Here is a 13,280-nt window from a genome sequence, read left to right as displayed (position 1 = left end):
TGTCAGAACAACTTTCCGATCGCTGTTATCCCCAGATTTTTTAATTATTCCTTAAAAGGGGAAATCCGGGGATAGCGTATGCTTCCGATGTAGCTTTCTTTCAGAAAGCTTTTAGGCGCACGCTTCGCTTCTTCAAGTTATTTCTGACTTCTCCGTTGTCGTGTAAATGTATATTTGTATTTTCCGGAACACAAACACCAATCATTGTCCGATCTCTCGGAAGGTCGCGTCTGACTTATCGAGTGCGGTAACGACAGCTTCCAATTTCAGTACGTTATTATAATGTCTCAGGTACAGGTTCGGATTACTAAACGAGGTATACGATGTCCAACTAGCATTAGCAAGTCCATTTACACGTTTGAACGTGGCGTCATTTCGGAATGTAGTGCTGCCGTCATTTTTCACGAGTGTGATGCTGCCATTATTATTGCGCAGGAAATAACCCGGATAATTCATGGACTCAAACGAAATGCCTGTTGCATTTGACAGCCCAGGAACGATACGGAATTGTGCATCTTCCGCCGGACTGACATTGGCATCAATCCGTGCCTGATAGTTGTAATGACGAATGAAGCTGCCTGGTACATTGAATGACTCCAACTTGCGGATATCCCCCGGTTGTCCGGACTCTTTCAATACGGTCATATGCCGGACGAGTCCGGTAAGACCTGCAATCTCTTGTTTGGCACCCCAAGTCTGGAAGTTATCAGCAGAGTCGCTGTAATAATATTTTTGTGTTGCATAGCCGTCAAAGTAGATTCGCCATGAACCATTATCCAGCTGAACAAGCGCCGGACCTTCCACCCAAGAACCCCAACCTGCCCAATCCCCTGTACCTTTAAAGGTATAAGGACCCGTTAGCGAGGTTGCTGTCGCATATTCAATGTATTTGGTGGTCTCGTTCTTGGTAAAAGCATGATAGGTTGAGCCTGTCTTCACGATAAAAGTGTCGATATAATTGGGAGTAATGCCTGCCAGTTCAGTAGGTGCAGACCATGAGGTAGATGTTAGATTGCTGCCTGAAGCTGTGAGTACATAAGGTTTGAAATTCTGATAGTTGCCTGGTGAGAGGGACACGATAATGTTCAGACTGCCGTTGCTGTCTTTGAACCATTCTGGTGCCCAGGTGTGTGCAATTATGGTAGGTCTGGATAATGTAATGTTACGGACAAATGTCCAGTTTACCTTATCCGGGCTGGAGGCGATGCCGATGGTGTTACCCGACCAGTTCGTGGTGTAAACAACGTAATATAGACCATCTGTGTGCTTCATGATGCTGGGATCGCGGATCAGATCGGCCGGAGGTGTATAGGCTGGCCCTTTTAGCAAACCATAGTGGGTTGCATTATACGATTCATAGATGTACATATTGGACTCACTTGTGTTCGTAAAAGCGGATATCGTATATACACTTGTCGCTGCTCTGGCTGTATTGGGGAATAACATCGTTAATAGAAGTAATGTTCCGAGCAGCAGAATCATTCCACCCTTGAAACCTTTGGACTTTCCTACTCCTACTCCTACTCCTACTCCTACTCCTACTCCTACTCCTACTCCTACTCCTCCTATTCCCTCTTCCTTCTTCGTCAACATTGGGTCATCTCCTTATCCATGAGTGATGAACAGAGGAATACCTTACTGTATTACCAATGACAAAGCGTACCTGGGACTGCCACTGATGAGCAATACCTCACAACTACCTGTTCAAATTCCAATTACATGAAGCATCACTCCCTTCACAGATCATGGATGAACACTCTTTATATATGTAAACGGTTACAATTAATTATACTACAAGTGTTACCTTAGTTCGTTGTACCAACCTGATCACCACAGTTCCCCCATTCCCTTAGCTAATTCACTCACAAGACTGAATCCAAAGATTCACAAGCTCGGGTTATTTGACTAAGAAAATGAGGTAGTGTGACTGTTGTAAAAGGTGAAATGCTGCGTCTAACTCGAACTATCTCGATTCAGTTCTTGTTCTCAACCATAGTTGGATCGGTAAGACAGCTATCGATCCATACATGAACTATTCCACTACAACCCAAGGATAACGGGATAACGCATCCAACAGAAATCGTACACGTTCTGGTGTTCTGCCTTCTTCATCGAACAAAAGTAATTCATTCTCTTCCTGTAGCCAAGCTACTGGAATTTTGTAATCCTCTTGCGGACCAATCTGCCAGTAACGGCCCAGATGATGTCCGTTCAGGTGAATGGTTCCTTTGCTCATCCCGGTCAGGCGAAGCATCAGGTTCACTTTATGATGCTCGGAAATAGTAGGTTTCGCGAAACGCCAGCGGTACCAGACCGGCTGACCATACGATCCTCTGACTAGAGTATGATTGGATACAGGGTGAAACTTCTCACTCAATGTAGCACGATTAACCGATTCATTCGTGGTGTGGGGCACCAGATTGGCAGTACAATTGCCACCTGCGGCGATACCAGGCTGTCCTGCACGCTGGATTGACCCCTGTGCTCCAGGATGGATCGATTCCGGTCCTACCTCGTAGCTCTCCCATTGTTGCGGAAGCAATGCATCCGTCCCCGCCATACGCCAATCCTTCAGTTCTCCCTGACTCGGATATGTGATCAGTTCCAGTCGATTCAGCGAAGAGCGGCTATACGGCATTTCCAGTGTATTCGTCTCTCCGGGCTTGATATACAAGGAGATGTCTAACGTCTGGAAGGCAAACCAATCCTGATATCCTTCCATCGGAACTTCGATACCATTGATACGAAGACCTTTACTCAAAGCACCCACAAGAATCGCCCGATCCATGCCATCCAGCGTAAAACTTCTGCTCAGAAGTGGCGCCCCATGTATAGAGTTCACCTCATCGAGATGCACAAGTCCACGCTCCATACGCCAATCCCGACGAATATCCTGAACCTTGCCATCCAGATACACAGCACCAGCCAGACCTTTGCTCTCACCCAAATACGGGGAGAAGTTCAATCTGCCCATATGCTGTACCAGAATCTGAAGTGTATTCTTCCCTTTGGCCACCTGCAACTGCACACCTGCTGCCCCTACCTGACGAACCAGTGCCTGCTGAACACCATTAACGATGATTCTGGCAGTATCCTGGATATCCGGCAAAATGAGGTTAGTGACCCCTTCGGTTGGACTCTCGAAATCACATTCGTACAATAGATAACCAAAATCTTGTCCATACCGGGAAAAGTCTTCCGGTTGTCCACTCGCCGAGCGTTGCTTCGCAGTTAACGTAACACGTGACAGCTCAGGAGAATCAGACAACGTCGGCGCACTCGGTGATGTCCATGGAAGCTGCTGCTGTATACCTGCAATAGACTCCTCGCTGGCATAGAATTCCCGACCTGTTAACGTTTGTTCTCCATCGGTCCAGTCACCAAGCAGCGTAATTGTGCGATCCGGATCAGTGATCATACCCTTGACCTGACCAGATGGTAACACGTCCACGTCATCAAACCCGATCACATAACGTAGTCCCTTCTGATCTGTTGCTTCCAATCGCCATGTTCGATTCATCGATTCTTGATCCAGAATGACGAAACGGATCGGTGTGCCGTTTGCTTCCAATTGGATCATTCCCGGCTCTTGGAAATGGAACAGATCGAAGCGGTATACGTTCCTTGCTGAATCATGTTCAACCAGCACTTGCACCGTACTGCCCGTGACGTATAGTGCCCTGGCTTCCAGTTCGACAACTGAACGCTGTCCCGTAGCGGCCACGATGAACAGGGTCAATTCTCCGTTTATCATTTCATTGCCCGTAATCATCGTACCCGCAGTCAGGTATACGTGTTCAGCAACCTGTACTCGATCCAGCAACGGAACAATCTGTCCTGGATTCAGAGATACGGGAAGAGTACGGCCTTCTTCCAGTGTAATGTGCATCGTTTCGCGTTCATCCTTGTGACTCTCCAGGAACCAAATCTTCTGTTTGTTAGCTTGTCTGCCTCGTACAGATATGCCTTCAGGATGACGTACAACGATCTGTTCTTCTGGAATTTCCTCTGTTTCCATCAGAAGGGCCCCGAAAGCATGGACGAAATAGGACAAATTCTTGGTTACTGCATATTTCGGTGTCACCCGTCCATATTCGTTCAGCGGTGCATCATAGTCATAGGACGTAATCATGAAGATGTCACTGCTACCCATCGTTCTGCCGCCATATCCACCAAAGTTCGTGCCACCATAGAACATGTAGTGACTGATTCCGGTATACCCGGCACGCAGAATCTCCATGATACGTCTCTCTAGTAAAGGGGCTGTCTTCTGAATGGCTGAAGGTCCTCCCCAATTCTCAAACCATCCGGTCCAGAATTCCGTGACCATCTTCGGGGTGTCCGGCTGTTTGGCTCGGAGTTTCTCATAATGCCCGTCAGCACCTGACCAGAAATTAGCCCCTTCAATTGTGCCTTCCGCCCCGCCAACGCAAGTGATCAGCGTAGCGTCAATGCCACGTTGCAACAATCCATCTCTCAGCGTATTCATATGGTCACTTGCAGCAGCGTCATCCATCAGATACCCGTATTCATTTTCCACCTGAACCAGAATGACCGTGCCCCCAGCGGACAGCTGGCGTTCCCGAATAATCGGCACAATCCGGTCAAAATACAAATTCACATAGTGCAGATACGTCTCATTATTTTCCCGGAATTTTACGCCGTCCTTCGTACCAAGCCAGTATGGAAACCCGCCAAAATCCCATTCTGCACAGATAAACGGACCCGGACGCGCGATGACCCACATGCCCAGTTCTGCGCACAAATCCAGAAATGCTCCGCAATCGTTGTCCCCTTCAAAGGACCACTGTCCTTCTTCCAGTTCATGCACATTCCACGCAAAGTAGGTGTCGATGCAATTCATGCCTGCCAGCTTCGCCTTCAGCAGAACCTCACGCCATTCCTCCTTTGGCATACGGAAATAATGGACCGTGGCACTGTTCAGAAATACACGCTCTCCGTTTAGGAAAAAGCTGCGTGCATCGTATGTTAATTCAGATAGAACACCATTCTCAGCCCTGGCGATGTTCTTCTCCTGTTCCTGCAGCAAAAGGGATGCTTTCTCTGTCAAATTTATCCCCTCCTTCTCTTTATTTATATAAATTGAACTAAAGATTATTTACACTGCACACTTCGATGACAGAACAACCTTCCGATCGCTGTTATCCCCAGATTTTTTTTAATTCCCTTTTCTCAAAGGGAAAATCCGGGGTTAGCGTATGCTTCCGATGTAGCTTTCTTGCAGAAAGCTTGTAGGCGAACGCTTCGCTTTTTCAGGTTTTTTCTGTCCTCTCCGTTTGATGTAAATGTTTAGTTCAACTTATATAGGTTCATATGTCCTGTAACTCTTTTAAAATATAAGGCGAAAAATCCGTTGAACTAAAAGACAATCTACACCAGCACTCAGATGACCGAACAACCTTCCGAGTGCTGCTATCAGTTCCCCTGCAACGTCACGCCTTCCAGTACAACGGTTGTGATGGAATTGTCAGCCGTAGGTACTTCCAGTCCGTTGGCATACACCGGAATGTCTTCAAGCTGTTCCATGTTCCGTTCCGGTGAAGTCTGATACACCTGAGCGGTGGATGATTTTCCATACGTATACCCTGCCAGTTCAAACGCCGTTGTTCCCGCTGACAATTCATTACGAATCACCAGCACCAGTCTCTGATGTTCCGCGTCATAGGCAGCCAGCGTGCGTCCACCATCCGTTGGGATAATTGTCGCGCCGGGACGAATAAACTTCGTGAACTGGGCCATGCCGTAATACTGTTTGGTCATCTCGTACTGCTCTTCTCCGTTGAAATTGGCATGAATGAATCCCCAATTATTATTGGCACCTTCATCTTCAACGGCCTGCCAGTATACCCAGGCGGATGGCTGCATGATTTTCAGATCAAACATGATCCGCTCCGCCAATTCTTGCACCGAGGTCATATCCTCATGACTGTGCGGCTCGCTGCCGCCGGTTCCGTACTCGGACATCCACAGCTTTTTACCCTGGCGTTCTGCCAGCGTGCGCAGCTCTTCCATTTTGCTACCATTATAGGAGTGGGTATTGATCTGCTCGATTACGTCCAGCGTGTCCTGATCATAGAGATTGAAATTAAACACCGTCTCATCAATGCTGTTATCGTCCGCGGCACTAATGACGGTTCCGTCCAGTCCTTTGCTCTTCAACGATGCAGCAACTTTTTTGATAATCTCGGCCTGTTTCTCATTCGTAAAATGACTACCTTCCTGCATATTGCCCTTCTTCCACCAGTCGGAGGAAGGTTCATTGAGTGGATTCAGTGTGCGGAAGGTGATCCCCCACTCGTCCCGATAATGCTTCACAACTTCAGTCAGATAATCGGCAAACGCATCATACTGGTCGTCACGCAGATTATTGCTGCCATCCACAGCTCCGGTAACGGATCCACTGATCGTCATCCAGTAAGGTGGTGAATTGGAGAATGCTTCGGTAATGTTCACGCCACGCTCCATCGAGCCTTGTAATATAGCCCGCTGACCTGCATCAGCATCCCAGTCCCACTCTCCAGGTTCAGGCTGGAAGCCAGGTACATCCCCGCCGGGACGAAGGGCTTTCATCTCCGGATTTTCCTCGCCGCCAATATTGTAACGAACGATGTTCAGACCTAATCCTTTTTCCGAATCAAAGACCAAATCCATCACTTCACTAACCTTCGCCTGATCCTTCCAACCGCCAAGATCGTTGGCCCACCAGGCAAGTGACGTGCCCCAGCCTTCAAAATGATCATAGGATTGATCCAGCTTCAGACGTACCGGTTCCCCTTGAAATACAAGTGTTTTGGATGATTCATTGGCAAAATGATTGATAACAATTCCTCCTCCTGCCAGCAGGGCAATCAGAGCGACACCCATGAGGATATAACTCCGTTTGCCTCTGCTGCGTTGTTCTTTATGCGCCATGGGCTATACAATCCTTTCTCCATGTACGTTGATTACTTCATTGACCTTGAATATCAGGTTCAGTACATACATCCACTGTAGACACCTCGGTTACTTGATTCCGCTACTTCCGCCGCTAATGTTGGCTTCATAGACATAACGCTGTCCGAACAGATATACCAGCACCATCGGAATGGTGAGGAACAAGGAAGCAATCATCACAAGGTTCCATGGTGGCATCTGCCCACCACCTACCGTAGTCAACAGCTGCACTCCGAGTGCCAGCGGCATTTTTTCCGGATCATTGATATAGATGAGCGGTCCCATGAAGTTGCCCCAGTTATAGGAGAACGAGAAGATCGCAATAGCCGCAAGTATCGGATAAGTCAGTGGCATGATGATCTTCCAGTAGATTCCCGGGTGTCCCATTCCATCGATCATGGCGGCTTCATCCAGTGATTTTGGAATACTCATGACAAACTGCCGAATCAGAAATACGTTGAACGCTCCGGCGAAGAAACTCGGCACGATCAGCGGGTAGAATGTATTAATCCAGTCCAGATGACGGAAGATGATGAACTGCGGTACCATCGTAACCTCACCCGGAATCATCATCGTACTGAGCAACACAATAAACAGGAAACGGCTTCCTTTTGCTTTGATTCGGGCAAAGCCGTAGGATACGATCGAAGCTGATAATACCGATCCGACAATCGTAAAGACGGTAATGATGACCGAGTTTTTGAGATATGTTCCAAGATTATTATTCGTAAAAATCGTATAAAAGTTCGACCATTGGAACTCCATTGGAACAAAGGTAAAGGCTGATTTGACGGTTGTTGCGTCACTTGCCAGTGCAATAGAGATCATGTACAGGAAAGGCGAAGCAAGCAGCACCCCGACCAGAATCAGAAAAATATAGGATATCGTCTTCTCCACAGTGGATGGATTACTCATTGGCTTTTCCCTCCTCGTAGTGCACCCATAGCGCCGATGAACGGAATACAACGAGTGTCAACACCATGATGATGATGAATAATACCCAAGCAATCGCCGATGCATATCCCATTTTGTAGAATTGGAACGCATTCTGGAACAAATAGGGAACAACCATCTGACTTGAATTGTCAGGTCCCCCGGCAGTTACGATGAATACCTGCGCGAAGGTCTGGAGCGCTCCGATCATACCAGTCACGAGATTGAAGAAAATGACGGGAGTCAGCATTGGGAATGTAATATGGAAGAACGATTGTGTACTTTTCGCTCCATCGATGGCAGCGGCCTCGTACAGCTCCTGTGGAATGCCTTTCATCCCTGCAAGCAGTAATACCACGCCACCACCCACACCCCATAAGGACATGAGAATCAATGCAGGTTTAACCCAGTTGGGATCAAGTAGCCAGGCAGGACCCTGAGTACCGAAGATCGCAAGTGCCTGGTTGATCAAACCTTCAGTTGGCGCAAGCAAGTGGATGAAGAGCAATGAACTCGCAACCACCGGAACAACCGACGGCAGATAGAACAGAATACGGAAGAAGGTGATCCCTTTGATTTTTTTGTTGAGGTAATATGCAATCCAGAGCGAGATCGACATGCCCAGCGGAATGGATATTAGCGCATAGAAGAATGTATTGCCGACGGATTTCCAGAAGATCGGATCATCGGTCAGTAGCGTTTTGTAGTTGTCGATACCGATGAATTCAGGGGACTGGAACAGATCCCAATTCGTGAAGCTCATATAGATGGAAAACAGGATCGGACCCAGGGTCAACCCCAGAAACCCGATCAGCCAAGGCGAGATGAAGATGTAGAACCATTTCCCGTCCTTTTTTCTCACGTTAAGCCCTCCCATGACGCAGAGAGCAGATGGAACCCGCATTCACGCCGATTCCACCTGTCCTGCTGTCGCTGCTATTTGTGCATGTTCAGAAAAATCCTCTATTTGTAGAGTCTTTCCAGTCCACTCTGAATTTCGGTTACGGTATCATCAAGCGAGGCTTTGTTGTTGAAGTAGACACCCAGCTTATCGTTAATGAGCTTCATCATTTCGTTCCATTGCGGGTTGAATGGTTCCGCATAGATCGTTGATTCACTGAACGCAGCCATGTTGATTTTTTTGCCGCCATATTCGGCATTGAGGAATTCATCACTGGAAAGACCTGCTTTGGTTGCAGGAGCATCCTGACCGGCTTTGACCATTGGCATCTGTGCTTCAGGTGTGGTCAGTGCTTCGATGACTTTGAATGCTTCTTCCTTGTGTTTGGAAGCGTTGGTAATCGTTAACCCGTTAAAGAATGCGTTCGTTTCGCCCCATACCGGAGAGATATCCCAATTAATGCCTTCCACCTTGGCAAGTGAACCGATGTTCCAGAACCCTGTCGTTTCCATGGCGATCTTGCCTTGAGCGAACAGCGGATCAGCTCCGATATTCCCCATGTCGGCAATCTCGGTTGGCGTTGGTCCCGCACCGTGTGTGAAGGTCAGATCATTCATGAATTGTAATGCTTTCCGCACAGGCTCTGTATTGAAGGTTGGTTTGCCACTCTCGTCGAACAGTGAGCCACCGTTCTGGTAGATCAGCTGCATCCATTGCGGCCACCAGCTACCCGGATAGTAACCCCATTGAGTCGTCTTGCCGTTCTCCTTCACCGTCAGCTTCTGAGCTGCCGCCATCAGATCATCCTGCGTCCAATCTTTGGTTGGATATTCCACCCCAGCCTTGTCGAACAGATCTTTGTTATAAAAGAGGACCATCGCGCCTGCCCGATCCGGCAAACCAAATTGTTTGCCATCATACTTCATCAGGTTTGCGATATCATCGGAATAACGTTCGGACATGTTCACATTGTTCGCTTGAATCATGTCATCCAGCGGTATAATCTGATTCTTGGAGGCGTAAGCCTGATAGTTCTCGGCAATCATCATGATATCCGGTGCCGTTCCTCCGGCGATCATGGTCTGTACCTTCTGGTCATAATCCCCTGCAACCACGTTCAGCTTCACGTTAATATCGGGATACGTCTGTTTCACAATGTCGAGTCGTTCCTGATAAATTTTCTTCTCATCCTCCGAGCCCCAGATCGTCATGCTCAAATCAACCTTGCCACCGGACTCGCCGGAAGAACCGTTTTTACTCCCGCTGCTACAGGCTGTCAGACCCATTACCATGACCAGCATCAATAACGAAATGACCTTTAGACTTCTTCTCATACGTTACGCCCCCTTGATATAATGAATGGATGACTAAACTGAAACCCGTTTCATGAAATGGGTTTCATTAAGCTGAAACATAAAACCCGTTCCACTTTATGAAAGGGGTTTCATTCACGCACTCATTATATTTCACCCTTCGAGGAAATGTCAACGCTTTCTTTTCCAATTACAGGCCCCTTTATCTTACAGCAGGTCCTGTACTTTGACGCACAATTAGCTCCGGTTGCAGAACGATCTGCTTCTTCGGTTTGCCTTGGTTAATCAACTCATGCAGCACATCCACAGCTTGTTTGCCAAGCTGATACGTGTTCTGGGATACAGTTGTCAGTTCCGGTATAACGGCACTGGCGAGCGGTGTATCATCATAACCTACAATGGATATATCTTTCGGAATCGAGAGCCCATGCTCAATCGTCGACTTGATCGCACCAATCGCTGTGTTGTCATTGACGCAGATGACTGCGGTGGGTGGATTGTCACGATCCAGTAGTTTGGACATCTCCCGTTTGCCGTCGTCGATGGAGAAGCTGCCGAGCAGTTGCCGTTCTTTTGGTATTTCGAGCCCATGCTCCCGAAGTTTCTTCTGCACAGCTCTGACCTTGACCATGGTGGTGGACAACTCTTTCAGACCGCCAACAAAGGCGATATCGCGATGCCCCAGTTCAAGCAAATGCTCAGCTGCAAGGGCTGCCCCTGCACCTTCATCCGTGTATACCCGGTGGAAGCCACCTTTGGCAATATTGCCATTGACCAGCACGATCGGCATACGTTTGCCCATATCAATCAATTCCTGAGCCATGTCATCCGGACAGACCTGCATGTTAATACGCCCGCCGAGAAAAATAATCCCGTCTACCCGCTTCTCTCGCAGGATGGACAAATATTCAGATTCCCTGTTGTAGTCGCCTGCGGTATTGCACAGAAAGAACGTATACCCCAATCCGCGAGCCTCATTCTCCGCCCCCCAGAACACTTCCGGGAAAAACGGGTTTGTAATGTCCGGCAGGATGATGGCAATGGTGCCCGTCTCTTTTTTGATCAGACTGCGCGCCTGCGCATTCGGCTGAAACTGGTGTTTTTCAATGATGGACATAATCTTCTCTCGGGTGCTTGCACGCACAGGTGCCGTATCATTCAGTACCCGGGAGACCGTCGCTACAGATACATTTGCTTCTTTGGCGATGTCGTATATCGTGATCGGTGTCATAGCGGAACCTTCCTTTTTCTCTAATTTTCCCTATTTTCCCTGCTTATCATACCAGATAAGGAATGGCGATGAAATGGGTTTCATTGACGGACGAATGATTTCACACTGAACCCATAGAAATTCCGGGTATAACATTCATACGTAAATTGTTCGTTGTATTACGCGTTAGCGTCAATATATACAGGACATGTTTGCTTTTCTTTATTTCACCTTCTAATCTGCGTTTATGGTCCATATATTAAATTGTAAGCGAATTCATTGGAGATTAGAGGAGTGTGAACAACGTCATGATCATTCAAGTCAGTCCGCTGGCAGAAGCAAGACTTACTGAAAAGCTGGGAGATCGACCAGGCTATTTCAAATTGTTTTATGATACCGATGGATGCGGTTGTGACGGAATTGCGGTACTTCTGATCTTAAACGAGCCGGATAGCGATGATGTTACCGTAGAAGCGGGGTCGCTTCCCTTTGTAATCAACAAACAGCAGCAGATTTACTTTGAACCGTCTCTGCGTCTGCAATCCGAGCACAGTTTCCCTTCATTCCGACTGAGCAGCGATTCCATGATCTATGGCAGTAATGTCAAAGTCCATGATTTACGAGATACCGCAGACGTAGCCCCTCAGCCCACTGGATGGTTTGTACGATAACGTTGAATTAGCACTATAATCAAAACCTCCCAAGCCCAGATGTCATGCGGGACGGGAGGTTTTTTATCAATTTTAAAGGCGAAGAAGCCAGACCAGAATTTTGTGACCGGCGTTAAGCAATACCGAATTGATAAGCGCTGATTGTACCTTTCACTAGTAAAGACTTATATATCAACGTAATTGTCGTTTACCGGATCGGGGAACGAAACGTTAATGAGCTTTTATATCACAGACTTTTGCCAGAGCATTTGCCAAAAAAAGACGTGATTAAATTTGTCGTTCACAGCGACAAATTTAATCACGTTTATCAAGACATGCTATCAAAAGGATTGCGTCTAGATCCAGCTTGTCTCGTCGGGCTAACTGCCCGGCCAACGAGCACCTTCTCGCATCTTAAAACGAAAGTGCCCTCCCTAATTCAGTCATCTCTAGCATTCGCTCTTGTGGGGTTGTTATAGATCACTAGAGTTCTATAAGGATTGAATTTTCTTTCCCTATTTCCGTTTATGTTCCAGTATCCGGCAATCCGAACATCTCATGATGCGGGAACTATCGATCCAATCGGTGATTCGCAGGAAGCGAAAGAAGTCTTTCTATACGCCATCTGTCATCTATCCAAATCGCCTGAAGCGTAAATTCCATGCCACAGCACCTCAGCAAAAAATGGTGACGGATATTACGTATATTTCGGATGGAAACACGTTTGTTTACCTGTCCGTGATTCAAGACTTGTTCAACAACGAAATTGTAGCTTGGCAGTTGTCTAAACGGAACGATGTTCAGCTCGTATTGGATACGGTAGAACAATGGACCCAAAGAAGAGACGTTTCGGAAGCCGTGCTCCATTTGGATCAGGGCTTCCAGTATACGTCTCAGGCGTACAACACACGATTAGAAGAATTTGGCGTCAAGGGCAGCCACTCTCGCAAAGCAACCTGCCTGGATAACGCATGCATCGAATCCTTCTTTTCACATCTCAAGACAGAGAAGCTGTACCTTAACCAGTGTAATTCAGAAGCAGAGATTCGACAAGCCGTGGAAGATTACATGTACAATTACAACTACCGACGATTTCAAGCCAAACTCAAACAGCGCGAACCGATTGAATATCGATGCGCGCTGGCAGCATAGCTTTTTTCATCTGTCTACTTGACAGGGGTATGACCATGTATGACATGGTTTTTTTGTTTATTCATTTACTCCTGATAGACAACTATACTTACATTAGAATTGTTATCTTCTGGCGTACTTGCTGTAAAAATGACATTATGATCCATCGTGGTGACATTCCACCCGGC

General features: G+C 47.3%; 9 protein-coding genes. 2 read left to right on the top strand and 7 right to left on the bottom strand.

The genetic code is table 11. The features are described from left to right. Positions 1 to 201: 201 nt before the first annotated feature. From CXK86_RS30655 to CXK86_RS30625, 7 genes are all read right to left on the bottom strand, one after another. On the bottom strand, positions 202 to 1,593 hold the full coding sequence (locus tag CXK86_RS30655; RefSeq protein ID WP_257468251.1) for a glycoside hydrolase family 43 protein: 1,392 nt from the start codon (positions 1,591 to 1,593) through the stop codon (positions 202 to 204). Positions 1,594 to 2,032: 439 nt separating this feature from the next. Continuing rightward, positions 2,033 to 5,071: a beta-galactosidase gene (locus tag CXK86_RS30650; RefSeq protein WP_101315053.1), complete on the bottom strand. Its 3,039-nt coding sequence runs from the start codon at positions 5,069 to 5,071 to the stop codon at positions 2,033 to 2,035. A 365-nt stretch (positions 5,072 to 5,436) separates the two neighbouring features. Continuing rightward, on the bottom strand, positions 5,437 to 6,933 hold the full coding sequence (locus CXK86_RS30645) for a glycoside hydrolase family 30 protein (RefSeq protein WP_101315052.1): 1,497 nt from the start codon (positions 6,931 to 6,933) through the stop codon (positions 5,437 to 5,439). 90 nt (positions 6,934 to 7,023) lie between these two features. Further along, positions 7,024 to 7,869 (bottom strand): carbohydrate ABC transporter permease, encoded by an 846-nt coding sequence (locus tag CXK86_RS30640; RefSeq protein WP_017687022.1) that lies wholly within the window; start codon positions 7,867 to 7,869, stop codon positions 7,024 to 7,026. Next, a complete protein-coding gene (locus tag CXK86_RS30635) occupies positions 7,862 to 8,749 on the bottom strand; it encodes a carbohydrate ABC transporter permease (RefSeq protein ID WP_101315051.1) in 888 nt (295 codons plus the stop codon). Before CXK86_RS30635 ends, CXK86_RS30640 begins: the two co-directional genes overlap by 8 nt. Before the next feature lie 101 nt (positions 8,750 to 8,850). Further along, on the bottom strand, positions 8,851 to 10,122 hold the full coding sequence (locus CXK86_RS30630; RefSeq protein WP_076252824.1) for an ABC transporter substrate-binding protein: 1,272 nt from the start codon (positions 10,120 to 10,122) through the stop codon (positions 8,851 to 8,853). Between the two features lie 181 nt (positions 10,123 to 10,303). Beyond that, positions 10,304 to 11,332 (bottom strand): LacI family DNA-binding transcriptional regulator, encoded by a 1,029-nt coding sequence (locus CXK86_RS30625; protein ID WP_101315050.1) that lies wholly within the window; start codon positions 11,330 to 11,332, stop codon positions 10,304 to 10,306. 287 nt (positions 11,333 to 11,619) lie between these two features. On the opposite strand from CXK86_RS30625, the gene CXK86_RS30620 reads away from it, so the two are divergent. Together CXK86_RS30620 and CXK86_RS30615 are read left to right on the top strand one after the other, a co-directional pair. Further along, a complete protein-coding gene (locus tag CXK86_RS30620; protein ID WP_017687018.1) occupies positions 11,620 to 11,982 on the top strand; it encodes an iron-sulfur cluster biosynthesis family protein in 363 nt (120 codons plus the stop codon). Positions 11,983 to 12,519: 537 nt separating this feature from the next. Then, a complete protein-coding gene (locus CXK86_RS30615; RefSeq protein ID WP_101315049.1) occupies positions 12,520 to 13,113 on the top strand; it encodes an IS3 family transposase in 594 nt (197 codons plus the stop codon). Positions 13,114 to 13,280 lie beyond the last annotated feature (167 nt).

It is taken from the genome of Paenibacillus sp. BGI2013 (genome assembly GCF_002843485.1).
GTDB classification, from domain to species: Bacteria; Bacillota; Bacilli; order Paenibacillales; family Paenibacillaceae; genus Paenibacillus; species Paenibacillus amylolyticus.
This window is presented reverse-complemented; position numbering and strand designations above follow the sequence as displayed.

Bases quoted from the DNA above. Each gene is read 5' to 3' on its own strand.
- CXK86_RS30625 (WP_101315050.1), bottom strand. From the start codon at position 11,332: ATGACACCGATCACGATATACGACATCGCCAAAGAAGCAAATGTATCT.
- CXK86_RS30630 (WP_076252824.1), bottom strand. From the start codon at position 10,122: ATGAGAAGAAGTCTAAAGGTCATTTCGTTATTGATGCTGGTCATGGTA.
- CXK86_RS30620 (WP_017687018.1), top strand. From the start codon at position 11,620: ATGATCATTCAAGTCAGTCCGCTGGCAGAAGCAAGACTTACTGAAAAG.
- CXK86_RS30615 (WP_101315049.1), top strand. From the start codon at position 12,520: ATGATGCGGGAACTATCGATCCAATCGGTGATTCGCAGGAAGCGAAAG.
- CXK86_RS30640 (WP_017687022.1), bottom strand. From the start codon at position 7,869: ATGAGTAATCCATCCACTGTGGAGAAGACGATATCCTATATTTTTCTG.
- CXK86_RS30645 (WP_101315052.1), bottom strand. From the start codon at position 6,933: ATGGCGCATAAAGAACAACGCAGCAGAGGCAAACGGAGTTATATCCTC.
- CXK86_RS30655 (WP_257468251.1), bottom strand. From the start codon at position 1,593: ATGTTGACGAAGAAGGAAGAGGGAATAGGAGGAGTAGGAGTAGGAGTA.